The 24,568-nt window shown below is 61.3% G+C and carries 17 protein-coding genes; 1 reads left to right on the top strand and 16 read right to left on the bottom strand.

Features of this window, described 5'->3' with window-relative positions; genetic code table 11:
• On the bottom strand, positions 1-1,461 hold a 1,461-nt coding region (locus M622_RS33245), incomplete at its 3' end, for an AAA family ATPase (protein ID WP_217995319.1).
• Between the two features lie 129 nt (positions 1,462-1,590).
• Here M622_RS33245 and M622_RS33250 point away from each other — a divergent pair.
• Positions 1,591-2,301: a hypothetical protein gene (locus M622_RS33250; protein ID WP_021250000.1), complete on the top strand. Its 711-nt coding sequence runs from the start codon at positions 1,591-1,593 to the stop codon at positions 2,299-2,301.
• Here M622_RS33250 and M622_RS33255 read toward each other — a convergent pair.
• The 15 genes from M622_RS33255 to M622_RS39760 all read right to left on the bottom strand — a co-directional run.
• A complete protein-coding gene (locus M622_RS33255) occupies positions 2,287-3,150 on the bottom strand; it encodes a DUF7281 domain-containing protein (protein ID WP_021250001.1) in 864 nt (287 codons plus the stop codon). The two genes, M622_RS33250 and M622_RS33255, sit on opposite strands and share 15 nt — an antisense overlap.
• Positions 3,151-3,152: 2 nt before the next feature.
• Positions 3,153-5,906 carry an Mks condensin complex protein MksF gene (locus tag M622_RS33260; protein WP_021250002.1) on the bottom strand — a complete coding sequence of 918 codons (2,754 nt, stop codon included), beginning with the start codon at positions 5,904-5,906 and terminating at the stop codon, positions 3,153-3,155.
• A complete protein-coding gene (locus M622_RS33265; protein ID WP_021250003.1) occupies positions 5,906-6,520 on the bottom strand; it encodes a condensin complex protein MksE in 615 nt (204 codons plus the stop codon). Before M622_RS33265 ends, M622_RS33260 begins: the two co-directional genes overlap by 1 nt.
• On the bottom strand, positions 6,517-7,776 hold the full coding sequence (locus tag M622_RS33270; RefSeq protein WP_021250004.1) for an MksB family condensin complex protein: 1,260 nt from the start codon (positions 7,774-7,776) through the stop codon (positions 6,517-6,519). Before M622_RS33270 ends, M622_RS33265 begins: the two co-directional genes overlap by 4 nt.
• A 413-nt stretch (positions 7,777-8,189) precedes the next feature.
• Positions 8,190-9,902, bottom strand: a complete 1,713-nt coding sequence (locus M622_RS33275) for a GmrSD restriction endonuclease domain-containing protein (RefSeq protein ID WP_021250005.1) — start codon at positions 9,900-9,902, stop codon at positions 8,190-8,192.
• A 23-nt stretch (positions 9,903-9,925) separates the two neighbouring features.
• Entirely contained in the window at positions 9,926-11,194 is a 1,269-nt protein-coding gene (locus tag M622_RS33280) for an ATP-binding protein (protein WP_021250006.1), read from the bottom strand.
• A 1-nt stretch (position 11,195) separates the two neighbouring features.
• Positions 11,196-14,054, bottom strand: coding sequence for a TrlF family AAA-like ATPase (locus M622_RS33285; RefSeq protein ID WP_031347138.1), 2,859 nt, complete (start codon positions 14,052-14,054; stop codon positions 11,196-11,198).
• A 10-nt stretch (positions 14,055-14,064) separates the two neighbouring features.
• Positions 14,065-17,055 (bottom strand): type I restriction endonuclease subunit R, encoded by a 2,991-nt coding sequence (locus tag M622_RS33290; RefSeq protein WP_021250008.1) that lies wholly within the window; start codon positions 17,053-17,055, stop codon positions 14,065-14,067.
• Positions 17,052-18,215: a restriction endonuclease subunit S gene (locus M622_RS39755; RefSeq protein WP_031347139.1), complete on the bottom strand. Its 1,164-nt coding sequence runs from the start codon at positions 18,213-18,215 to the stop codon at positions 17,052-17,054. The genes M622_RS33290 and M622_RS39755 overlap by 4 nt, the downstream gene beginning before the upstream one ends.
• Entirely contained in the window at positions 18,208-20,100 is a 1,893-nt protein-coding gene (locus M622_RS33300; RefSeq protein WP_021250010.1) for a DUF8451 domain-containing protein, read from the bottom strand. The genes M622_RS39755 and M622_RS33300 overlap by 8 nt, the downstream gene beginning before the upstream one ends.
• On the bottom strand, positions 20,093-21,607 hold the full coding sequence (locus M622_RS33305; protein ID WP_021250011.1) for a type I restriction-modification system subunit M: 1,515 nt from the start codon (positions 21,605-21,607) through the stop codon (positions 20,093-20,095). Before M622_RS33305 ends, M622_RS33300 begins: the two co-directional genes overlap by 8 nt.
• Positions 21,604-21,915: a GIY-YIG nuclease family protein gene (locus M622_RS33310; protein WP_021250012.1), complete on the bottom strand. Its 312-nt coding sequence runs from the start codon at positions 21,913-21,915 to the stop codon at positions 21,604-21,606. Before M622_RS33310 ends, M622_RS33305 begins: the two co-directional genes overlap by 4 nt.
• Positions 21,912-23,453 (bottom strand): type I restriction-modification system subunit M, encoded by a 1,542-nt coding sequence (locus M622_RS33315; RefSeq protein WP_021250013.1) that lies wholly within the window; start codon positions 23,451-23,453, stop codon positions 21,912-21,914. Before M622_RS33315 ends, M622_RS33310 begins: the two co-directional genes overlap by 4 nt.
• The gene (locus tag M622_RS33320; protein ID WP_021250014.1) at positions 23,450-23,647 is read right to left on the bottom strand and encodes a hypothetical protein; all 198 of its coding nucleotides are present in this window, start codon (positions 23,645-23,647) and stop codon (positions 23,450-23,452) included. The genes M622_RS33315 and M622_RS33320 overlap by 4 nt, the downstream gene beginning before the upstream one ends.
• Before the next feature lie 66 nt (positions 23,648-23,713).
• Positions 23,714-24,568, bottom strand: an 855-nt coding sequence (locus M622_RS39760; protein WP_217995320.1) for a site-specific integrase, incomplete at its 5' end; no start/stop codon positions are given.

The following is a 24,568-nucleotide window of genomic DNA, read 5'->3' on the forward strand; positions in this document are numbered from 1 at the left end:
AGAGCAGTTGGCGCTGTTGTAGTGGCATTTTTGAAAGTGTGGTCTAGCAAAAACAAGGGCTTGCGCGCGTAACTGTCGAACTCGGGTGCCCCAGCTCGACTCGTCGCGGAGTCGGTTGTAAATCGACTGCGCGATGCTTCTGACCTGCTCCGGCTTGGGTGGTTGAATGTGCAACACCGTCAGCCGTGAGCGTAGCGGCCCCGGAATCGCCTCCAGCTCATTCGCGGTCGCGACCCAGTTCACATGACTGGCGTCGATGGCAAAGTCGCGGATCGACAGGTCGATGAAATTCCGCGCACTGCGCGGTTCCAGCAAGGTATAGAGTGCCGCCAGCGGATCGTATTGCGGTCTGCCGTTACTGGCCTTGTCCAGTTCATCGAGTACCACCACCGGGTTGGCCAGTGGCTGGTAGGCCAACAGCTCAAAGAGCTGGCCTGGCTCGGAATTGCTCCAAAATGATTCGGAACCGGCGAGCGGCGAACTTGATTGCGTACTCGCTATGTCGAAGACCCGGAACGGTAGCACGAGCTGATCGGCAAGCCAGCGTGCCGCCTCGGTTTTGCCGATGCCCGCCGGGCCGACCAGCAACACGGCAGGCCAGGACACCCGGCCATCGCCCAGACTGGACAAGGCGAAGTGATCACGCATCAGCTCGGCCAGTTCATGGAAGTTTGGAAAGGCCTGCGCGAACTCATCCAGAAGGGCTTTCCAGTCCGGGGGCAGAAGGCCCAGTTGGCGGCTACCATGGCCCGCCCGCTTGATCCGCTCCGCCATCGCCTGTGCGCGCTTGAACTTGTCGTCGCCTTTCGGTCGGTGGCGATCCACGAACGTCTCCAGCCCGGCTTCATCGAGAAAGACGATGCTCGGCAAGAGTATTGATTTAGCGGTTTCTGTCGGCTGCTCCTGAACCTGTTCCGGTTTGGCTTCACTCGGGACGGGCTCATCCTCAACAGCCATGGCGGCGCGTACATCTTCAGTCGTCACCTTACCCAGATCGTGCACCACCTGCTGTACCCCCTGTTCGACGATGAGCTGGCGGCTGCGGCGCACTTCTTCGGCAAACAATCCTTGGATGCCGTCGTGTTGCGGACAGCGTTGCGGACGGATGCCGTCCCCGACAACCTGTACACCGCAAACGGGGCATTTTTGCAGCGAAAGGTGCTTGGTCTGGGCAATCAGATCGAACACGGCTGCTGCACGTTCGCTGTGGCGTCGCGGCGGCTGGTAATGAATGGCCAAGCGATCCCGGTTGCAGCTCACTGACAGTGAGCCCTTTCGTGCGACCACTGCGGGTGGCAGCAGGTATTCCACCTGGGCAAACAGATGTGCCACCACGGCCAAATGCCCCGGCGCGGGTTCGACGATTTGCCGCGCAAGCCAGGGATGCTGCGCCTTGAGTGCAGCAATGGCTGCTTCGTATTCCCGCAGGCGCAACGGACGGGCTTGCTTTGGCTTACGCATGATGGCCTCCCAAATAGCCTAACTATAAATTACTATAACAGTGGTTTGCGCGAATCGCCAGACTCCGCACGCTCGTCTTGTCGGTCAATAAGTCTTATAGTGATTTACAGTGAATTCACAGAGCCCGACATGCCAACCCTTGCCAACGAACAATTGCCAGGCTTTGCCGCCGCCTTGATACGACTGCGCGGGGAAACGCTGGGGCGGATCGCCGAAGCCACCGGCATCCGCACCGCTAACCTCTCGGTCTGGCTGCGTGGCAAGGAACAAGTGATCTCCGCCAAACGTGTGGTCGGCCTGTTACATCATCTCGGTATGGAAGGCGGCCGCCTGCGTGCCGACGTGTTGCACCAGTGGCAGGATCGTGGGGCACTGGATGACAGCAAGCTCGTGCTAGGCAAGCTGCTGGCCGACAAGCAGTCGGTGTGGTTGTTTCAGGATGAGCAGCCGGGGCTTATCAAGACCCGCTTTCTGTTGGCTGGCGATGTGCTGATCCGTCTGGAGATCGAGCCGGGCGTCGATCAGGCCCTTGATCTGGCGACAGTCGCCAGGGTGGATCGTGTCATCACCACGCCTGCGGCATTGGCTGGGGTGCCAATCGACTCGTTGGCATCCGCACGCAACGTCCTCTTGGCGCTGGCGGAGCAGGCCGCAGCGGACGTATGTGACGAAGAACTGCTGGAAGGGCTGACTTTTCGCCTAGCTGAAACAGTGGGCAGTCATGTCTCTTCAGCGCAGGGCTGGCAACAACTGGAGCAGGCCCTGAGGCGGGCCCTGGGGGCTGGTCTGTCCCCAGATGACATTGCGAGCTTGCTTAAAGGACACCTACAGAGCAGGTAGCCAGACCGCTTCCTGTTCGAGCGCCAGTCCGGATTGGCGCATCTGTTCGGTTAACGGGCCTAGATAATCAGGTAACTGCGGAACAGCACTGGTGAACTCCCGAAGCGTATCCTGCCATAGCCGCTGGCTACCATAGTCTGCCAGTTTGCTTTGCCAGTCGGGCATCAGCCAGCATTCGCAAGTGTCGCCAAGCTGTGCAAAGAGTCGCGCGAAATTGGCCAGCCCCACACCGTCATAGTCCGGGAACAGTACGACACGGCTTGCACGCGGGCGCTGCCCCAGCCAGGCGAGAAGCCGGCCATCAAGCTGTCCGCCGTAGTACAGCAGGGTGGCTTGCGTTCCTACTGGCAGCCAATCCGTGCGGTCAAACAGCGCCTGGTTCTCCACCAGCCAGAGCGACTGCCCGCTTTGCCAGGTGTCGCCAGTTTCAATGCGCAGGCTGGCAGCCCCGAAGTGGTGCGTGAGCTGGCTGAGTGGCAGTTCGCTCCCGTGTTCGCCTTGCCGCCAGAGAACCTTTTCGCCAACGGCCTTGAGCAAGGGGTAGTAGCACTCATGCTGATGATTGCGCGCTTTGCTGTCGCGCGCGTGGGCGATGTGTTGCGCCCGCAGCGGCAGGTCGTCCGTGGCCAGCATCCCGACCTGGGGGGAGAGTGCGCTCAGATGGATATCGAATAGTCGCGGATCGCTGACACGGTAAACATCACCGCGCCCCTGACGCTGGCAGATTACCGCTCCTGTCTGCCGGGCAAAGCGATCCAGAGCGCTGCGCTGAGCGGCGGTGAAATGGCTGGCCGGCAGGGTTTGTTGGCCATGCAGCTTGAGCAAGGCTGTGCGCAAGGTTCGATCCATACTCAGGCATCCAGCGGTTCGATGATCTGCCAGCTATGGCGGCTGATCTGGTTGCTGCCGTTGCGCGTGTGAATCGGCACGCAGTAGCGCACGGTCGTCAGCGGCGCGGGCGAGGCAAAAATCAACGAGAAGCCGAACTCCGCCGCCGTGTCGATCAGGCTGCGCTGATTGCGGGCGTCCAGGGCCAGTGCCTCGTCCAGATAGCAGATGCCCTGGATAGGGCGACGCTGATCCTGCATCAAATGCAGCATCGCCAGCCCCGTCACCAGTTTGGCCATCAGCACGGTGCCATTGGAGGCGGCACTGTCGAGGTCATCGAAGGCTTCCGGCTCGCGGTCTGCCTTGCCGACCCAGAAGCGCAGGCGAAACAGGTCGGCCACGCGCAGGCCGTGGCGGGCATTGCCCTCTTCGATCAGCAGGGTCTTGGCGCGATTGAGCTGCTCGTCGTCAAGGACGCTCTGCTGGTTGAACAGCTCGAAGGTTTCGCCGCTGTCCACAGTGGCGGCGGTACTGATCAGTAGCTCGATGGCCTCCACCAGCAGGGTTTCGTCCTCGGGTTCGATCTTGAACACGGCCAGGTCGGAGAGTTGCCGGCCGCTGATCTTGCGGTTGAACTCGCGCATCCGGCGCTTGAAAGCAAACAGGCCGTCGCGCAGTTCGCGCAGGCAGGCGGCCACATTCACCACAGCCGAGCGTACTTTCTTTTCCAGGGCTTCGGCTTCCTGCGGCAGGTGATGGGCGAATTCAACGAGACGAACAATCTCGCTTTCCGATTCGTCGACAAACTGATACTTGGTCAATCCGGCGGTATGGATTTCACCCAGCAGATGGCGGATCTGCTCATCCAGCTCCAGCAACTGGCGGCAGTCGACCTGATAGGTCTGCAGTCGCTCGGCCAGTTGCTCCAGCGCGAACTCGGGCTGGGCCAACCAGGGGTGGTGTGGCAACTCGGCCAGCCAGGTGAAGGGGCCTTCGTGGTCGATGCGCTGATGACGGCGTTGCTCGATCTGCCGGTGTTGCTGCTGCAAGGCCGCCAAATCCTGCTGGCGTTGCTGACGCTGCTGATCCAGTGCGTAGTGCCGCTGTGCCGACTGGGCCAAATGGGTGCCGAGTTCTGCGAGCCTGTCCTCCAGTGTCTGCAGCCGCGTCTTGCGCTCGGCCTCGCTCTGCTGCAGATCCTGCATTTGCGCGTAGTCTCGCAGTTCGGCATCCATCTGTGTCAGTTGCTGCTCTAATGTCTGGCGCTGTTGCTTGACCCTCTCCAGGGCTTGGGCGGTGGCCAGTTGTTCTTGCAGCTGAGCCTGCTGTTGCTGCAGCTCCTGCTGCAATTCGCCCAGTTCCGCCAGAGTGCGTTGCTGATACTGCGCGGGCAGGGCTTCCAGCCGCAGTTGCAGGCCAGGCAAGTTGAGTTGCCGGGCATCAGCATCGGCCAAGGCTGCAATCAGCGCCTTGCCATCGAGATGGAAGTCTTCGCTGCCCAAAGTCAGTACCGGCTTGGCCAGCATCTTGTTCAGCGCACTGAGTTGTTCCGCAGATACGACACCGGCCAGTTGCTGATAGAGGTTCTGCCCCTGGGTGCGCAACTCCTGCGCCAGCTGCGCGGATTCCCGTTCGATCCGTGTCAGCTCGCGCTCGATGGCCGCTGGCGTGCGGCTCTGTGCCTGGCCGATCCGTACCACCAACGCATCCCGTTGCGCCAGCAACTCGTGGCGGCGCGCCTCCAGCAGGGCGCGGTCGGGGATCAAGGCAAAACGCTGCTGCAACGCGCGCAACTGTTCGCTTTGTTGGCGGAGCTGCTTTTGTTCCAGTTCGCACTCTTTTTTCTCGCCAGCCGACCGCATATCCTCTTCGCGCAGGCGCTGCAGCTCGACATCGCACTGCGCCAACTCATGCTGCAAGGTTTGCTGGCGGGTCTCGTAATGCTGTTGCCACTGACCCAGTGCCGCGTCGATCAAGGGGCGCCAGCACAGCAATTTGCCGCGCAACACCAAGCGGGCCTCCTGCTTCTGTTCCAGTTCGCTCAGAGTGGCTTGCAGCCGCACGGCGGCCAGGTACTGACTGCGTTCGGCGTTGAGGTCGGCAAACGCCTTGTCCCATTCGGCCTTGAAGTCGATGCTGGCATCCGGCAGATCGCGGCGGAAAATCTGCAGCAGATAGTCCTTTACCTCGCTGGAGCGCAGTTTGTCCAAGCGCAGTGTGCGGGTCAGCACCCGCTGAAAAACGCTGGCATCGCTGGCATGCTCCAGCCGGAAAACGCAGAAGTCCTGCTGACTGGCGAGCTTGCGGTTGCGCCCGCCATACACCATGTCGGCAAATTCGCTGCTGCTGTAGCTGAACACCCGGCGCCCAAAGCTCGCCAGATGGCTGGCCAGTTGCGGTTGTGCCACCAAGGTGCCATCCGGCAGGCAGAACTCCTCGACCTTCAGCGGCCCGGCATAGGTGAAATACTCGTACTCGAAGCTCACCCCTTTGCCCACGCAGCCCAGCACTACGGTGCCGGACTCCGGCAGCGACACCTCCAGCAGCACATAGGCGCTGTTGTTGGGGAAATAGAAGCGCCGGCTCTTGTCCACATCGTGCGCCCCGAAATCCATGCGGCGGCGGTCGATGATTAGCAGAAACTGCAGGGCATTGATCAGGCTGGTCTTGCCGGTATTGTTGGGCGCCACCAGAGAAACCGCGCCATCGAGCGGCAGCTCGGCGCGCGAGTAACCAGCGCTGCCCAGCAGGACCAGACGTTGGAAGCCATACTGCATCAGGTGTTCTCCTCGTCGTCTGGTGCATCCGCAGCCCAGTCTTCCTCCGTCGGCGCGTTCGTTTCGTCGCCATCGGTCTTGGCCGTCAACGCCAGGCCCTCGAAATGATCGAGGTAGCGGCATACAGCGGGCAGCAGTCGCCAGCCTGCTGGCTCTGCCATGGCAAAGCCCAGGTTGCAGGCGCGGCCCAGCAGCTCCACCAGGACGTCGGGGTTGAGGCCCTCGGCATCCAGCAGGTCTTGCTGTTGCTTGTAGACCTCGGCCAGCCAGGCGCTGTCGATCAGCCAATCGGTAAAGCGCTGCAGGGCCTTGCCGGCGTTGGCCTGGGCATCGAAGATCACCATGAACAGCAAGGCCAGCTGGCGGCTCGTCTTGCCGATGTTGCTGTTGGCCTCGCTGTTGTGAAACCAGGCAAAGCCCCTGGCATCCAGGCGCAGCTCGAACCCCAGCGCGGCAAACAAGCCGACATAGCTGGCCTCGTGCTGCTCCAGCTCCGCCCACAGCGCGGGCTCGGCCATTCGATTCAGGTGTTTGCCGGAGAGAAACAAGCGGAACAGCTCGGCCAATGCCGGCATTTGCGACAGGGCGGCTGCCAGAGCGTGTGGGATCGTCATTGCGGGATACTCACGCGGTGAGGGTGATGCAGGACGCGAATCGTCTGCAACGTGGTTTTTTCAGGCTGGCTGGCTGCCTCGAACTGCCAGCCGGGCTCATGTTGCAGGTCATGGAACAGGCGCAGCAGTGTGGCATCCTGCAGGTGGGCGTAATGGCTGTGCAGCCAATCGAGCAGATTTTCCACTGGCAGGCTGCGGGCCAGATGCGCACGAATAGCGGCTTCGTCCACCTGCTCCAGCAACGGAACGTCATCGCCGGGTTCATCCTGCGGAAAGGCCACCGCCTGCGGCTGGTATTGGCGTGCGGCAGCCATGACCGCCCGCACCTCATCGCCCAATTGCAATTTGAAACCGCGCTCATTGCGCCAGACGGGGAGTGCGGTCTCATCCGCCGGGTGCGACAGTGCGCGACGCAGGCCGCGTTTGCGCACCTGCCCCAACAGCAAGCTGATGGCACTGGTAAGTACGTTGTGCTGACGCAGTTCTTCGCGCAAGGGGAGCAGTGTATCGGCGCACTGTTGCGCAACCAGCCGCCCAAAGCGCCGCAGCTCCTTGGCCTGGTGCGCCACCTGACGCAACTGCAGGCGATGCGAGTAGAGCGCACCCTGTACCGACAATTGCTCTAGGCTCAAGTCGAGCGCACGCTCCGCTTCTTCCAGATAGCGATAGAAGGTGCCCTGCGAGCCGCTGTCCATCATCTGGTTCATCGGCTCCACATAATGATCGTAGGCTTCCAGCACCTCGCGGTAGCGCTGGCTGATCGGCATGCTGCTGTCGGCGCTTTTGGCGTTTTCCGCCAGTTCAAAGAGCGCGTGCCGGTCCTGATCGAGCTGCAGGCTGATCTGGCGGAAGAGTTCTGCCAGCTTGTTGGCGGCTCCGCGCACGCGATCCATGTCGGCCCCGAGCATCCCTTCATTGAGTGCTTCGGTGGCTTCACGGATGGCCGCAACACGCGCCTGCAGTACGGCAGCCAGGCCCAGCTCATGTTCACGGGTGAGGCCGCGCACGAACTCCAGCACATAGGCATTGAGCTGCAGATCGCTGCTGCGCGGCAAGGTTTGCAGGATGTCCGCATTGACCAAGGCACGTAGCACCGCGCCCTGCGTTTCGGCATCCCGTTGCCCGGATACCTTGGCAATGCCGTTCAACACCTGATCGCTGGTCAGCACGGCAAACTCGCGCGACAGCCGCACCAAAAGCTCCACGGTGTCCCAATGGGTGTAAAGCGCGTAGACCAGCGAGCGAGGGTTGGCCATGTCAGTTCAGTCTCCCACCACCGAGCAGGCATGCCCTGTGCGGCATGCTCTCACCCGCCAGCCGCACAGGGCGGCAACCCGGCGCATGGCCGCAGCGGGGTTTCATAAGGTGCAGGCTGGACGCATCGACCATTCGTTGTCCCCACGCCGCCGCGCCCGATTTCTGGCGAAATCGAGCCCAGCGGCCACATTCTTTGTGCTCTCGCGAGCCAGCACAAAGAATGTGCTCATCGCGCCGGGGACAAGCGACTCTCAGGCTGCGTCCCGCCCGGAATGTGTCAGGCATGGTGGCAACACTATGTGCACAAAGTGGCGTCAATGTGGTGAACAGCGTGGCAACATTGTGTTGAACATGGCGGCAGCATTGTGGCGACATGTGGGTCACCGTGTGGCAACAAGATGGCGCTGACAGCTCAAGCGACCGCATGGATGAAAGCATTCAGTGCCGCCGCGATTCGTTTACGGCGCTCTTGCAAGAACGCCTTGTAGTGATCCAGTGCCAACAGTTCCTCCTCCACCGGGATGCACTGTGCTGCGAATGGTGCTGCACCGTGCTGCGCCACCAGCGGCAACAGGTAGGTCACAGGCGCTTTGTCGCTGATCGCGCGATTAGTTTTGCCGCCGATGAATGCCAGATTGGCGATGTCGTCGGCCTCGCGAGGGGTGTAGCTGCCGCGCAGCAATGCCTTGGGGAAAATGTGATGAAACTGCAAGCGGTGCTGACTGCCCGAGTGGTCCAGGGCAATGGCCAGGTGGCTGCGCCAATCCTTGGCGCCTGCCGCACGAAATGCCAGGAACATGGTCTTGAACAGCGCACTGCGCTGGTTGCGCCCCTCCAGCTCTTCCGGCGTGATCTCAAGGCGGCCGAACTGCAGACGCAGCCGGTCGATCAGTTCATTGACGCCGCCGCCATTGCGGATGGTCGCCAAATCCTGATCCAGAATGGTCTCACTGGAACCCCGGGAGAAACGGCCTTTGGCATTGGCGGCCAAGGCCCAGTAGCGCAACTGCTGCGCTTCTTCCGTGCTGAGGGCATAGTCACGGCGATGCCCAATGTAGGCAAGTACCACCAGTAAGAAGGGCGATGACAGCAAGGCAGGGCTGTCGATACCCAGATTGCTGCGTGCGAAATTGAGGGCAAATTCCATCCCCTCGCAGGCTTCTTTCCAGGCTTGCTGCAGTACGTCCAGGGTCAGGCTGCCGACGGTCAGAAAACGGGATTGCCCGGTAGCAAAGGCCATCAAATTCTTCAGGTGCAAACCCAGATCAAGCTCGAAACCGTTCTGGGCGCAAGCACTCTGGAAGTCCAGGAAGGTCTGCAGCGAGTGCCGCCATTTGGCCGTGATCTGCGCCAGAGCCAGATCGGAGCTGCGCAGCTTGGCGCCCAGCGAGTTGACCCGCACGAAGATTTCCGTGACCTCGTCGTAGGACAGTGTTCGCTCCAGCACGTCCATGCGATACACGTACTTGCGAATGCCGCGTAGCCGGGCCAGGCGCTGACTGTATTTCTCGTAACGCGGATCATCAAAGCCACTGATGCCCGCACGTTTGAGGAAAGGCGCATCGCTGTCGGTCTTGAAAACTTCGGATACCTTCACCCACTGCGGCAACTGCTCCAGCTTCCGGGTCGCCACCACAAAGGTCATTTTGTTGAAGCGCGTCAGCAGTTCGTCTTCGCTGGCGTCGGCCTCGTCGCCGCCCAACTCGCCTTCCTCATCGACCTCAGCGTCATCGCCGTTCTCATCCACTTCGGTCACGACGGCCAGTTGGTCGGGATGCTCCAGATTGAACAGCAAATCGATGGGCCGACGGCGACCGCGTACCGACACCGGCTCGCCACGAATGACGGCAGATAACGAGGTCAGACGCTGTTGTCCATCGAGCAGCAGGCGGGTGCTCTGATAAGGGTTATTGCTTTGGCTGACGGCAAAGCTTTGCAGGGGCACGGCCTCATCGGTTTCCCACAGCAGGATCGCTCCCGAGGGATAGCCCCGATACAGAGAGTCGAGCAAGTCGCGCACGCGCGTGGAGCGCCAGACATACTGCCGCTGCATTTCCGGCAAGCGCAGCTCACCGCGCTCGATCATCGAGACCAGTTCTTCAACGCTGGCTTCAGCCTTGGCCATGGTGCTTCCTTATCCTCTCAATCTCACTCAACTGCTGCGGGCGGCTCGGCAGCGGGGATGATCAACAACAGCTCGGAGTCATCCACTAGCCTGTAAACAGGTCGCTTGCCGGACAGCCGTTCACTTTGATCCAGAATGATCTGAACCCCTTCACCACGCTTGTCCATCATGGCGCTGCGGCCTGTGATCGCTTTGTCCGCCTCGGGCACGGAACATTTGGCCAGCAGACTGGTGATGGCTTCGTTTCGCGCAGCCTGGCGGTAGGGAAGGCTCTCCACCGTCATGGTGTTGGGGATGGCGCCCGGCGAATACAGCTCCAGCCGGTCCGCAAACATCCGCAGGCGGATTTTGGCGCCATGGATCGAGTAATCCCGGTGTGCAACGGCATTGACCAGGGCCTCGAAGACGGCGGTCATGTCGTACTGCGGCAGATCGTGCCTGCCCTCATCCTTGGTGGCATAGACCTGCATGTTCTTGCGGACGAAGTGGCAAGCCGCCAGCACCTGGGCATCCAGCGGCCCGGTGATGTCCTGGGCGTCGAGCTGATAGGCCGTGTCGCCTTGCGGCAGCACCTCGGTGCCACGGTATGCCACGGCCTGAATAAAGGCATTTGGCAGCCAGCGGCGAGGGTTAGCGCTGGCCATCAGCACGCCGGCAATGGTTGGCCGAAGTGCGCCGTCGGCATCGGGGCGCGCCATGGCCAGTTTGTCCAGCAGCACCTCGCGCGTATCCTGCACGCGCGGACTGGCAAAACGTTGCCACAGATCATCTACAAGGTCGTCGAGTGTGGCGCCAGGCACCGGCTGCTCGTCGAAGCGGATGATGCGCGCCTGGCTGCGTTGCTGGAACAAACGCGCCAGATAGTCCGGAGCCATCTCGCGCTTGGCGCTGCCCACGCGGTGCAAATAGCCACCGGGGCTTTTATGCACGAACAGGCTGCCCGTGACACCGATCTTCATCACCGGCAACTGTTCGCCTGAGGTACTGGGCAGGTTCAGACGCTCGATCACCGGCGCGAGCGGCGGGGTGATGCTGTCCAGACAAATCTGCCGGACGAAATCCTCCACCAGGTCCAAGCGCTCTAGCGGAATACCGATCACTTCACGAGTGTCGTCCACTCCCAGCACGCACACACCACCCCGGCTGTTGGCGAAGGCGGCCAGCTCATCGGCCAGCGAATCTTTATGGGGGGCCGACACCTTATGACCGGCAAAGCGGACTTCCTTCAACTCCAGGTAGGAGTCCTCTCCCAGGCGAATCTTGTCGATCAGATCCGCGATATTGTCGAACATGTCAAACCTCTCTTCCCAGGCGTTGGTAACGCCGTTCGAACGCTTCTTCGCCGCCTTCCATCACCTGGCAGACTTCGCGGCGCATGGCCTGATCCTGCAACGAGCCGGTTTGCTTCACGTGGCACTGTTGGTTGAAGTCCAGTACGTGGATCAACTCCGCATCGCCATTGACCACGATGTTGGGGTTGTGGGTCACGATGATGAGCTGACGGCGCAGTTTGTTGCTGCGGATCTGCTGCACGACCAGTCCGTAGATCAGGTGGTTATCCAGGTCGTCTTCCGGCTGGTCGAGCACCAGTGGCTCGTTGCCGTGCGCCAGCAGGAAGGCCAGCATGGCCGCTGCGCGCTGCCCGGCCGAAGCCTGACCGATGGACTGAAAGTCCCGCCCGTCACCTTTGCGGCTGTATTCCACCTGCAAACCGTCTTCAGGGAACCAGCACAGGATGTGATCGATGAATTCCGGGCGCTTGTCGGCTTCCGCTTTCAGGAATTTATTGAACCAGCCTCCAAACTCAGCCTGGCCGCGACAGGCTTGCGACAGGCGTTTCTTCTGCGTCAATAGCGCCTGCTCGAAGGCCGCCGTATCCCATACGCCCGGCTGCTCGACCAGATCAACCGTGCCCAGCAGATCGGCCACAAGCCCTTTGGGGGATGCCCCCTCTTGCTCCTGATACAGGTCGTCCACGTACTTGCCTTCAGCGGCCCCAAGCACCTCCCGCAAGGAGCGCTCGATGCCCTGCGCGTCCCGGCTGTACGGGATCAGGTCGATGCGCACAAAGGGATTGCCTTGCAGCGTTGCCTGCAGAAATGCGCTCCGTTGGGTGCTGATCGCGCGGCGGGCGGATTGCACCTGTTCCAGCAACGACTTGGCCTTCTCGCGCAACTCGGTGTGCTGCTTCTGCAAGGCTTCCAGCTTCTTCAGCTCGATTTCCAGGCGCTGCTTTTCTTGCACCAAACGACCGTACTCGCTGGGGTCGCTGACGCCTTGTTGCTGCAAGTGGGCCTTGAGCTGCTCGTAAGCCGTCTTGGCCGCGTCGATCCGCGCAAACCAGGGCGAAGCCTCCAGTTCACCTCTCAGGACTTGCCCACGCTCCTGCAGCACGTTTGCCGCGCGCTCGACGTCCTGCTGCGCCTTGGCGATGGCGGCGTGCAGCGCCTGGACAATGCTCAGTGCCGGGCCGTCCTCGGCGGTATCGAACAAGCCTTCCGGCAAGTCTTCCGCCAACAGATCGTCGGCAAGCGCTTTCAAGCGGGTTGCCAGTTCGGTGGAGGCGTCGAACTGGCGTTCCAGCTCGCGGCTTTGCCGGTTGGTGCGCTGATAGTTTTTCAGCAGAGCGGCATGATCGGCGCCCTCGAAGCGGGCCAGCTTGCGCTGAATATCTTGCAGGGCCAGCGTCAACGCTTCACGCCCTTGCAGCTTGCCGTCCAGCTCGCGCATTTGCGCCCGTGCGGCCAGGAAAGCACGCTTGGCCTCCTCAAAAGCGGCTTGTTGCGATTGCGTGCCCGCCGCATCGTCAATCACCTTGAGCAGCGCCTGTTGGCTGTCACCGGCCAGCGCGGCGATCTGCCCCTGGCTGAACAGGCGCACCGGAAAGCGTTGCTCGGTGACGGCCTGACTGGCCGAAGGCTTGAAACTGCCCGTAGCGGCGTCCCATTCCTCCACCGCGTGGCCCTGGCCATCCTGCCGCCAGATCAGGCGATAGGGCATGCCATCGCGCTGCACTTGCACGCAGAGGCTGGTTTCCGCCCGTAGTCCGCCTTCGTCATTGCGGCCCCTGGCAACCTGATTGAAACGCTTGAAGGTCTGCCCGGCTTCCGAGCTGAGCGACAGCTCCTTCTCACGGCGATAAGCCAGACGCAGGGCATGCACGATGGTCGATTTACCTGTGCCACGGCCACCTATCAAGGCATTGAAGTACGGATTGAGCGGCAACTCGGCAGGCTGCCTGCCGCGCCCCATGTAGCGTGCGTCACGGATTTCTATCGATTCAATGAAATGCTCGGGCGTATTGAACGGCGCAAAGCCGTCGCTCTCATCGCTGCGCCGAACGGAGACTTCCTGCCCATCCAGCAAGGCAAGACGCAAGCCTTCCAAGCTAGGCCGCGCCATCTTGATCCAAGTGTAGCGCGAACCCGGAACAGCCGTACCTTGGAAGCTGTGGCAATCGCTGCCCACCACGCTGGCAAAGCGCAGTTTCAGCTCCTCCAGCACCATGGGCACAGGGCTGTTGGAGGCGGCCCACTCCAGCGCCAGGATGCCGGGCTCCCGCAAGACCGCCTTAACCGTATTGGCATCCATCATGCATTTACGCGTACCAGGCTCGACCTGTAGCAGCCCCTTGTCGCCTTCGACGTGTGCCGGAATGGCCAGGCCGCCCGCCGCCAGAATGCGCTCCACCACCTGGGCGGCACCGAGACGGGTGACGCCATCGCTGTCGCCACGCGTGCCTTGGTAATCCACCTGCGCCAGCAGGTCGCTGATGGTCTGACTGGTGGCCGATGGGTCGAAGATCGCCAGCAGATGAAAGCCACCCTGCACCGAGATTTCCACACCGGGGAAGAGGTGCAGCTCACGGAAGCCGGCCGGCGGCGTGCCTGCGTCGGCCTCGTGCTTCATTTCCGCATAGGCCGCCTTGAGCTTGTCGATCCACTCGCCCGTGTTGTGGTCGGTGATCGCCACGCAGTCGATTTCGGCGGCCATGTACTTGAGCAGCCAAGCCTGCGGCGTCAGCTCATTGGGCGTGCCGATGGCGGCCTGCCAGGCTCCGGTGTCCTTGGAAGCCGGGGTGTGGGTATGGAAATCGAACTTCCACCAGCGTGCGCCGGGGTAAGGCCAGGGGGGGCTTGCGTTGACGCTCATGTTCATTCCCTCAGTAATACTGCCGGATGTAGCTGTAGGCCTTCTCGAACAGCTCTTCATCCGCATGCAGCTTGTATTTGAAGAGGGCTTTGCGCAGGGCCTTCTTGACTTCACGCTCACCGGCCTGCGTGCCTTGCCAGCCCGGGAAGCGGACGAGGCGCACGATCTCGTCGATGTCCGTGACCACGCGTTCGACCATGATGGGCGTCTCGGCCGTCTTGACCTCGTTGAACAGCTCGGTGAGCGCGGCCTTGCCGCGATCCTCGTCCTCTTCGGGCGGGACCTCCTGCTCGGCCTGCAGCGTTTCCTTGGCGATCTCCAGCAACTGCTTCAGAAACTCGACGCTGTTGATCTGCCCGGATTCGAAGCGGTCCTTCAGCGCATCGAGCCGCTCCGACAGCTTCTTGAACTTGGGGTTGCCGCCATGCCCGCGCAGCCGGCGCTTGAGCTTGATCTCGATCTCCTTGGCCTTCTTAGGGTCTGGGTTCGAGAGCACTGCCTCCAGCAGATCGGCGTCCAGCACCAAGGTGTCGAGGTCATCCCGCACCGCGTCGACATGCACGTTCTGGTGGATCAGCTCGATGGTCTTTGCGCCCAGCGAATGCCAGATCAGCTTGCCGTGACCACTGGACGGCTGCACCGACTGGTACACCTGGGACAACCACTTGTAGTCCTTCTCGAAGGGGCCCAGAACAGTGTCCGGTGAAAGCGCCTCCCAGATCTTGTTGAGCACGCTGTACTCGGCGGCAAAGTTGTCTCGCACCTCGTTATTGGGCAGACACTGCTGCGCAGCGATCAGGCCCTCGTAGCCTTGCAAGCTGCGGTCGCAGCCAGCAAAGAAGGCCAGGCATTTCTGCATCGCCTCAGGCAGCTTGTCCTTCAACTCCTGGATGTTGCTGACCACCTGCTTGACGCTCTGGTCGTCGAATTCCAGCGCCGCTGCCACGTCATCGAAGATGCCGAGGTAGTCCACGATCAGGCCGTGGGTCTTCTGCTCGGAGTAAGTGCGGTTCACCCGGCAGATGGCCTGGAGCAGCGTGTGGTCACGCAGCGGCTTGTCTAGGTACATGGCCTGCAGGATGGGCGCATCGAAGCCGGTCAGCAGCTTGGCCGTGACGATAATCAGCTTCAGCGGGTCGGCCGGGTCGCGGAACCGATCCAGCAGTCGCTCTTCTTCGTCGCGGCTTCGGTCGTAGGGCATGTACTCTGGATGTTCCTTCTTGTCCGCCGCCTGCACCGACATCACGATGTCTGTAGCCTCGGGCGGCAACAACTTGTCCAGCTCGGCCTTGAAAAGCAGGCAGGATTCCCGGTCGAAGGTGACGATTTGGCCTTTGAAGCCGTTGGGCTCCACCTTGGTCTGGAAGTGCTCGACGATGTCCTCACAGACCTTGCGGATGCGCTCGGGCGTCTTCACCAGTACGGCCATCTTGGCGGCGGTCTTTGCGAGGTTGTCCTTGTCGAGATCCGAGAGGCCGCCGGTCAGGTCTTTGTAGGCGGCGTCCAGCGCGGCTTTGTCAATGTGCAGATCGATCAAGCGCGGTTCGAAGTGCAGTTTCAGCGTGGCACCGTCGCGGATCGACTCCTCGAAGCCGTACCGGCTCATGTAGCCCTTTTCGTCTTCGTCGGCACCGAAGGCGTAGAAGGTGTTGCGGTCGGCACGGTTGATCGGCGTACCGGTCAGGCCGAACAGAAACGCGTTGGGCAGGGCCTCGCGCATCTTGCGGCCCAGGTCGCCTTCTTGGGTGCGGTGGGCTTCGTCCACCAGGGCAATGATGTTGCTGCGGTCGTTCAGGCTGCCGGTGGCCTCGCCGAACTTGAAGATCGTGGTGATGATGATCTTGCGCACGTCCTGCGCCAGCAACTGCTGCAGTTTGTCGCGGGTATCTGCCTTTTCCAGATTGGGGATGTCCGCCCCGGTGAAGGTGCCGGTGATCTGGCTGTCGAGATCGATCCGGTCCACCACGATCAGCACCGTGGGATTCTTCAATCCTGCGTGCATGCGCAGCTTCTGCGCAGCGAAGACCATCAGCAGCGACTTGCCCGACCCCTGGAAATGCCAGATCAACCCTTTCCTGGGGTAACCCGCCAGCACTCGCTCGACGATCTTGTTGGCCGCTTCAAACTGCTGGTAGCGGCAGATGATCTTGATGCGCTGCTTTTTCTTGTTGGTGGCGAACAGGGTGAAGCTGCCGAGAATGTCCAGCACCACATGCGGGCGCAGCATGCTCTCAGCGGACAGCTTGAGCGACTTCAGCGGATGGTGCTGACTATCCTCGCCATCACCATCCAGATGCCAAGGGCCCCAGTCCTTGACTGGTAGCCCGATGGAGCCATAGCGGTACGCCTTGCCCTCGGTCGCCACCGAGAACACGTTGCAGACGAAGAGCTCGGGTACGAACTTCTCGTAGTCGTCGTGCACCTGCACCGCGCCATCGACCCAGCTGATGCACTTCTTGACCGGCGTCTTGGCCTCGATCAGTACCAGCGGCAGACCATTCACCAACAGCACCAGATCAGCACGGCGTTCGGTAGGGCCGGCGCGGTAGCTGTACTGTTGGGTGACGATGTACTGGTTCTGCGCCAGATCATCCAGGTCAATCAGCCGCACCGGCACATGCTCGTTGTTGTGGCCGAAGGGCATCGAGCGCTCACCGCGCATCCAGGCGGTCATCTCCTCATTGGCGCGGATCAGGCCATCCGAGCGCACCGACAGCACGATGGCGCGCAGCTTGTAGAGCACTTCATCGGCGCGGTCGGGCTGAGCAGCAATCTCGGGGTTCAGACGGATCAAGGCATCGCGCAGCCAGGGTTCGACCAGCACTTCCTGAATCTGGCGCGGCACGTCAGCCGGGGCGGCGTAACGCCAGCCAATGCCTTTGGGGCTGGGCCCGTAGCTGGCTTGGGGGTCCTGGACGGAGTTGACAGGGACTGCCTTGATCGGGCCTGCGAGCAGATCACGGACGTAAGCTTCGACGGTGTTTGATTCTGTAAAACTCATAAGAGCACTCCATTGAGCGCGCTGGCCCGGATGGCAGTGCTAGATTGAAGACGCCCTTCCAGCCTCCCAAGAGCCGCGGCAATACTCTCCAACTCTGCGACGAAGGCTTTTTGCTCCTCAATAGTCGGAAGTGGAATCTTGAAGCTGCTGAGCGACTTCAGGGTCACTGTCGGTTGCGCACTACCGATTGCGCATCTGTCTGACTGACGCTTGCCGGCCCGCGAATTCAAGAACTCCTCGACATAGCGGCCAATCAGCTTTTCAGGGTTGGGAATGATGTGAGCGATGTGCCGCTGAAAGACAAACGCCTCATCGAAATCCACGAGTAGTGCGACTCCATAAGTCGCTCCAACTGCGGTGTAGAGCACATCACCTCGCTTCGGCCTGACTCGTCTAGTTAGCTCGTCGTATGTCTCCTTGCTGACAAACTTCGTGCTTGTCCAATCAACAAAGCCAGAGGAAATGGTCTTCACCAAGAAGAACGGGATGCCGTGATCAGTAAATGTTGGCGGTTGGTGTGTCCCATCCGTAACCCTTGTGCAACCTTCAGCCAAGGCGATAGTCGGGCAGGACTCACTGCTCGCAGAAATGAACTTCTCGACGAAAGCAGCTTTGACTTGGGACAAGGTGTCAATCGCGTTCGCTACCGAAACCACCTGTTCGTCAATGGCGCCGAGCAGATCGACAATCCGCATCTGCTCGTTCATCGGCGGGAGCGCGTATTCAAACTCCGCCAAACTCGTCCAGTTTGTACGAGGGCTCAGCGATCCCGCCGACGTGCCAACAGCGTGATCGAAGAAGGCATCGGTCTGGCAAATGAATGGCAGCAGCTCCGGCAGCAAGACCTGCGCATCCTTGGTCTCCAGCACGTAGATGTCCCCGGAACACACCCCAGAGAAATCCGCCACAGCCACCTTGCGCTGGTAAGCGCGGCGCTTGCCGAACAGCACCTGTCCAGGTTGAAACACGCTGGTGAAGGTCACGCCGTCAGCGACGCTGCCCCAACGGCGGATGCGCAAGTCACCGGGTTCGAGATGTTCCAGGCCAACGTAGCGTTCAATGCCATCGGCCAGCGGGTCTTGGCTGCGGGCTTTCGAGAGGCGCACCACGTCGCCGAATTTCACCCGACGCCAGCCGGGTTTCAAATCCCTTTCAATCATTGCTCTTGTCCTCGCCCTCTGGGGCAACATACGCCTGGTGTGGATGTTTGGCGCTTTCCGGGTAGCGGAAACGTAATTGGCCGTCACGCACCATGGGTATTAGGTGTTTGTTGCGCAGGTAGTCGCGGTCTTTTCCCAGCAAGGTTGCAAGTTGATCACCGCTCTGGGGCGCCCACTGGCACAGGCGGCGGATGCCGTCACGCAAGGCTTCGCTGCTGATCCGGCCCTGCAAGGTTGCAAGTAAGGTTGCAAGCTCAGGCGGCAAGGTTGCAAGCTGGGGGTTGCATGCTTGCTGGCCCGCTACCGCCTCTGCAGGCTGAGGCTGGCCAACAGGAGGGGTGTCTGCGGGGACATCCAACGGCAGCTCTGACTGTGCGCTCTCCAGAGTCGGACGAGGCTCATTACCGGCCAGGGTGTAATAGGTGCGACTGCCTGCACCCCGCTTCTCAAGCAGGCCCCGGTCGCGCAGCCGGCGCAGTACCATGCTGGCGGCCAGGGTATCTGAGCCACAGAAGTCGCGGCAGGCGGTGTTATCCACCGCGCCGGTTGCCCGCACATAGATCAGCACCTTGGCTTCGTCGGGGCCCAGTGTGCTGCCCGCATAATTGCGCAGCCAGGTGTGGTCTTCTTCGGTGAGCAGGTTGTGCAGAAACAGGGTGAGCTTAAATTCATTGGCCTGCCGGTCTGAGTGGAACTCTGGCAGCGGCAAGCCTGCATCCGCAGCCAGGCGACGCATGGCACGAATCCCCGTACCCTTGGCTTCGGCCAGATGCAGATCATGCAGCACCGCTGCAATGGCTGGGTTGCGCAGACGTGAACCTGGCATGCCCAGCTGCGCTGGCTCCTTGAGGGAGTAGCCGACGTTACGAATTTCGATGCGGTTGCTGTAGCGAATGATCTGCGTTGGGCTGTGTAGGGTGTAGTTGCGGTGCATGGCGGCATTGGCCAGCGCCTCGCGGATCACCTTGCGCGGCAGAATGGGCTCTTGCACGCTCTGTAGCTGGCCCTCCGGCAGGCGAAAGCCTTTAGGCAGCTCATCAATAATGCTGGCTTCGGCGAGCGGCAATGCCAGTATCAGGGGCTTGCGGATGTCGATGGATTGGAAGCGATTTTCTGGATCTTCGACCCATTCGTTGCCTGGCACACGTATGTAGTCAATACGCACCATGGGCAGTAGCCTGCGCAAGGCTAGCGGTTTACCGAACAGAACGATGCCAGCCAATGTGGGTTGCAAAGCACCATCCACACGCCTTAGTGCCCCCAGCGCTTCGAGCATGTCTTCGTCGCCATAGTCCAGCTCTTCGGCCTGGGGGTTGATGCGGGCACGCTCACGCCGATACGCGGCAATGGCGGTCGGGTCAAAGTCGTCGGCGCGGGCATCAGAAAGAATGCTTGAATCAGGGCCATGCAAGGGCTGGCTTTCACCGCGCAACACCCAGAGGTCTTCATCGACGCAGCGCTGGTCGCTTGAGCCGATGCGGCGGTAAGCGCCGCCTGGTAGGCCCGTGGCTTTTTTGTAGACGGGTTTGTGAGTGACGTCAGCCTCGGGCACATACACGACCAGCAGCGTCTTGCCACCCACCTGCTCCAACTGCATCTCTGGCCGCAGAGCGACGTTGAGCATGCTGGCACACTGGCTGGCGAGATCACGCTGCACCTTGTCCGGATCGGGCAACCCCACCGGCCGGTACACGGTATCGCCCTTGTCGTTGATCGCCCAGTCCACGCCCAGTAGCAGGTAGCCGCCATCCAGGCCGGGCTCGTTGGCAAAGGCGATGACCGTTTCCATCACCGACTTACCCATGTCGCTGGCACGCTTGGCTTCGATGCGGGCGGACTCGTCCACCGCATTGAGTTCATCCAGTAGATCGGTAGCGCTACGCATCGGCAGCCTCCTGAGCGACGAGACCATCGAGCGTTTCGACCAGCGCATCCATCTGTTGCCAGAACGCGCGGCCATCGGTTTGCCATTGGTCCCAGGCAGAGCGCAGCGATACTGCGTCACCATTGCTGTCGGTGGCGATGGCGGCAGCAATGCGCTTCACGTACAGCGGGATCGAGAGGTTGCCGGCATTGGCGCCGATTTCGGCCAGAGTGGCGACCTTGGCGAAACCGGGCACATCGGCAAACGTCTTGTAAGCGGTCAGGATGCGCTGCTGGTGCTCGGGCTTCAGAAAGCTCTGCGCGCGCTCGCGGGTGACCTCATTCACCGCGTCGATGAAGATCACCTTGCCCTTGCGAGCGGCGGCCTTCTTGCGGTTGCAGATGAGGATGCACGACTCCATCGGGGAGTTGTAGAACAGGTTGGGGCCCAAGCCGATGACGGCCTCGACCCAGTCCTGCTCGACCATCTTGGCACGCATGGCCTGTTCTTCGTTGCGGAACAGCACGCCGTGGGGCCAGAGCACGGCGCAGCGCCCCTTGGCGGTGAGGCTGGTCAGGATGTGCTGCTGGAAGGCGTAATCGGCGCGGCCCTGCGGCGGCGTACCCAGCGAGTTACGGCCCCACTTGTCACTGCTCCAGGCCTCGCGATTCCACTGCTTGATGGAGTACGGGGGGTTGGCCAGGATCACGTCGAACTGGCGCAGGCGATCGCCTTCGATGTGTTTGGGTTCGGCCAGGGTGTCACCCCGAATGATCTCGAAGTCCTCCACGCCATGCAGGAACAGGTTCATGCGGGCAATGGATGAGGTGATGAGATTGCGCTCTTGCCCGTAGAGCTTGAGCGTGCGGTACTCGCCGCCCGAGCGCTTCACTTCGTCCAAGGCCGAGATCAGCATGCCGCCGGTGCCACAGGTAGGATCGTAGATCGACTCACCCGCCTGCGGTGCCAGGAGTTGCGTCATCAGGTGGACGACGGTGCGGTTGGTATAGAACTCGGCTGCCGTGTGGCCGGAATCGTCCGCGAACTTCTTGATCAGGTACTCGTAGGCGTTGCCCAATTCGTCCTCGGGGACGTTGGCCACCGAGAGCGTCTGCGTCGAGAAGTGCTCGATCAGGTTTTTCAGCGTTTCGTCGGGCAGACGCTCGCGGTTGGTCCAGGGGGCATCGCCGAAGATGCCGTCGAGCAGATCCGGGTTGGCGGTTTCGATGGCGCGCATGGCCTTCTGGATGGCGGCACCGACGTTCTTCGGGGTCTGGCGTATATCGTTCCAATGCGCGCCCTCGGGAATCTGGAAGCGGTGGTTCTCCGCGAACTGCGCGTAGGAGAGGTCTCCGCCTGAGTTGGCCAGCGCTGCCTGGTATTCCTCGTCCCAGACATCCGAGACCCGCTTGTAGAACAGCAGCGGGAAGATGAACTGCTTGTAGTCACCCGCGTCGATGAGGCCGCGCAGCAGCACGGCGGCGCCCCACAGGTAGCTTTCGAGTTCTTGTTGGCTGATGCGTTTCATAGTCCGTTCGTCCTGAGCTTGTCGAAGGATGAACGGGCCAATCGTGATACTTCAGCCCAATCACCACGAATCATTGCGGCCTTCTTCTTGCGACTCCAGCCCTTGATTTGTTGCTCTGAGGCAAGCGCCTCTTCTCGGGTTGCGTGTTCTTGAGCAAACACCAGTTCAACCGGGCGACGTTTGAACGTAAAGCACGTTGGGAACGCTCCCGTGTCATGCTGAGCGATCCGACCCTGGAGATCGTCGGTATGGCCGGTGTAGTAACTATCGTCACTGCATCGCAGCATGTATACCCAGAAGCTCATCATGCCTGCTCCCGCCCTTCGACAGGCTCAGGGCGAACGGTGTCGAGCCATCCCCCTTCAGTCATGACCTGCGCAAGCCGCGCTTCGGCTTCACGGCAGCGGGTGAGCGCGTCCTTGAATGCCGCGATGGCAGCGGGCAGCGGCGGGATGTCTTCTTGCAATGGCGGCAGGACATAGCGCGAGATGTTCAGTGTCCAATCCTCGGCTTTGATCTCGTCGAGACTGACCACGCGGACCGCGTCCTGCACATCGGCAAAGCCGCGATACCAGTCGAGGATTTCGGTGGCGTGCTCGGGCTCCAGATAGTTTTGCGCACGGCCCCGACGGAACAGGCGCGACGCATCGGCAATCAGCACCTTCTTCTTGTGCTTGGCCGGTTTGCGCTTGCGCAAGACCAGGATGCACGCGGCCAGGCCGGTGCCGTAGAAGAGGTTGGGCGCCAAGCCGATTACGGCCTCGACCAGATCCATTTCCAGTAGCTTCTGGCGGATGCTGCCTTCCACACCTTTGCGGAACAGGGCGCCCTGGGGCAGCACCACGGCCATCCGGCCGCTGACGTCGGCCATCGACTTGACCATGTGTTGCACCCAGGCGAAGTCACCGCTGGATGAGGGCGGCAGTCCTGCAAAGTTGCGGCCGAAGGGATCGTTCAGCCACAGATCCTCGCCCCACTTTTCCAGCGAGAACGGGGGGTTGGCGATCACGCAGTCGAAGGTGGCCAGTCGGTCGACCTCGAAGAAGGCCGGGTTGCGCAGCGTGTCGCCGCGCACCACCTGGAAGTCTTCAATGCCGTGGAGGAACAAGTTCATCCGCGCAATGGATGAGGTGGTGAGGTTCTTCTCTTGTCCGTACAGCTTGCCCCACAGCCGCTTCACGTCGCCATGCTGTTCCTTCACGTGCTGCACGGCGGCCAGCAACATGCCACCAGTGCCGCAGGCCGGGTCGTAGATGGTCTCGACTTCTTTGGGGTCGAGCATGTCGATCATCAGCCGCACGACGCTGCGCGGGGTGTAGAACTCGCCGGCCTTCTTGTTGGTGGCGTCGGCGAACTTCTTGATCAGGTATTCGTAGGCGTCGCCGAGCAGGTCCGAGTTGACGTTCTTGTTGCCAAACGGCAGCTTGGAGAAGTGCTCGATCAGGTCCTTGAGCAAGGCATCAGACAGCCGCTCCTTGTTCGACCACGGGGCATCGCCGAACACGCCGTACAGGGTGTCGGGGTTGGCTTTCTCAATCTCGCGCATCGCGCGCTGCAGGGCCGTACCGACATTGCTGGCCTTGGTGCGAACGTCGTTCCAGTGGCAGTCTTCCGGGATCTGGAAGCGGTGCGACTCGGGAAACCAGGCCAATTGCTCATCGCCAGTCTCATCGACGATCTCCTGGTACTCCTCGTCCCAGACGTCGCAGATGCGCTTGAAGAACAGCAGCGGGAAGATGTAGGTCTTAAAGTCAGCCGCATCCACCGGGCCGCGCAGGATGTTGGCGGATTCCCAGAGGTGGCTTTCAAGCTGGTTGAGTGTGATTGTCGAAGCTGCTTGCGTCATTTGGATGGCGTGCTCCTGACTGGCGTTTTCGCGAGGCCATCGGCGTGCAGATCGTGCGCGCGGGCGTACTCCAGCACCAGGATTTCGATCATCGAAGCCACCGAGCGGCGCTCGCGCTCAGCCGCTAAGCGCAAAAGCTGCTTGATCTCAGCGGAGGTGCGGATGGATAGGGTTTCGTCCTTCAGGCGTGACATGGCAGCGTCTCGTCAGTAATGTCACGCAAATGTACTGCATTTTGCCCCACCTCGCCACGATTCTCGTCAGGGCGAAGATTCCGTGCTTGAGGCTGCTCGATAACACGGCACCTTAGCGGCGGTCGGCTTTACAGGGCGCTCAGCCTCTATGACGATGGGTTGCAGTGCATGCCGGCTGCTGGCCTGATTGGCTTGGCCGTAGTGACGCCGTGTTTTGGCGCTGGCATGTCCCAGCCCCTGGCTGACTGAATCCGTCGCTGCGTGCCGTTTCAGGTCGGCCGCCCATTGGTGACGCAGGCAGTAAGCCGTGACAGTGTGCTTGTGCTTCGGCCAGAGGCTACGTGCCAGCCGACGGACTTCGACGGTCAAGTTGACTGGGCTGTCAATGCAAACGAGCAATTCCCGCCGCCCCGCTAGCCGGATGCGCAGAGCCTCCAGCAATGGATGGGGATCGTGTGCGCCATAGGCGATCAAGCGGTGCGGCTGACCTTGATGCGCCTTGACCTTGGCGCCATCGATCTCGAACCTGATCTCGCCCATGCCGCTGCGCGGATTGTCCACCCGGCGAATGAGCACGCCGCGCCGCAGTTCTTCCGGGCGGCAGCCGGTCAGCGCGGCGACCAGAATTGCATCGGCATACTTGCCTTTTGCAGCGCGCTGATACAGTTGCTCGCGCCAGTCGCCGGGGAGGCCGCGCAAGGCTTGCCGCTTGCTGGCACGCTTACGGCGCTCACCGGCAGAGCCGCTTTGTCGGGCTGTCTCGAACTCGCGCAGAAATGCACGCTGTTGTTGCAATTGGGCCTGGATGGCCATTACTTGCAACCTGTCCGCAGGCTGCAGATTCCATTCTTCATGATCAAGCAGTCCAACGACATGATCTCGCTGATTGATGGTCATGATCAGCGGCTTTGAGGGGTGCGC

The sequence above is a fragment of the Thauera terpenica 58Eu genome, assembly GCF_000443165.1.
GTDB lineage: Bacteria > Pseudomonadota > Gammaproteobacteria > Burkholderiales > Rhodocyclaceae > Thauera > Thauera terpenica.

Coding starts and splice junctions, on each gene's coding strand:
- M622_RS33315 (WP_021250013.1), bottom strand. CDS start 23,453: ATGACGCAAGCAGCTTCGACAATCACACTCAACCAGCTTGAAAGCCAC.
- M622_RS33305 (WP_021250011.1), bottom strand. CDS start 21,607: ATGAAACGCATCAGCCAACAAGAACTCGAAAGCTACCTGTGGGGCGCC.
- M622_RS33280 (WP_021250006.1), bottom strand. CDS start 11,194: ATGTTCGACAATATCGCGGATCTGATCGACAAGATTCGCCTGGGAGAG.
- M622_RS33270 (WP_021250004.1), bottom strand. CDS start 7,776: ATGGCCAACCCTCGCTCGCTGGTCTACGCGCTTTACACCCATTGGGAC.
- M622_RS33290 (WP_021250008.1), bottom strand. CDS start 17,055: ATGAGTTTTACAGAATCAAACACCGTCGAAGCTTACGTCCGTGATCTG.
- M622_RS33265 (WP_021250003.1), bottom strand. CDS start 6,520: ATGACGATCCCACACGCTCTGGCAGCCGCCCTGTCGCAAATGCCGGCA.
- M622_RS33285 (WP_031347138.1), bottom strand. CDS start 14,054: ATGAGCGTCAACGCAAGCCCCCCCTGGCCTTACCCCGGCGCACGCTGG.
- M622_RS39755 (WP_031347139.1), bottom strand. CDS start 18,215: ATGATTGAAAGGGATTTGAAACCCGGCTGGCGTCGGGTGAAATTCGGC.
- M622_RS33275 (WP_021250005.1), bottom strand. CDS start 9,902: ATGGCCAAGGCTGAAGCCAGCGTTGAAGAACTGGTCTCGATGATCGAG.
- M622_RS33320 (WP_021250014.1), bottom strand. CDS start 23,647: ATGTCACGCCTGAAGGACGAAACCCTATCCATCCGCACCTCCGCTGAG.
- M622_RS33300 (WP_021250010.1), bottom strand. CDS start 20,100: ATGCGTAGCGCTACCGATCTACTGGATGAACTCAATGCGGTGGACGAG.
- M622_RS33310 (WP_021250012.1), bottom strand. CDS start 21,915: ATGATGAGCTTCTGGGTATACATGCTGCGATGCAGTGACGATAGTTAC.
- M622_RS33260 (WP_021250002.1), bottom strand. CDS start 5,906: ATGCAGTATGGCTTCCAACGTCTGGTCCTGCTGGGCAGCGCTGGTTAC.
- M622_RS33250 (WP_021250000.1), top strand. CDS start 1,591: ATGCCAACCCTTGCCAACGAACAATTGCCAGGCTTTGCCGCCGCCTTG.
- M622_RS33255 (WP_021250001.1), bottom strand. CDS start 3,150: ATGGATCGAACCTTGCGCACAGCCTTGCTCAAGCTGCATGGCCAACAA.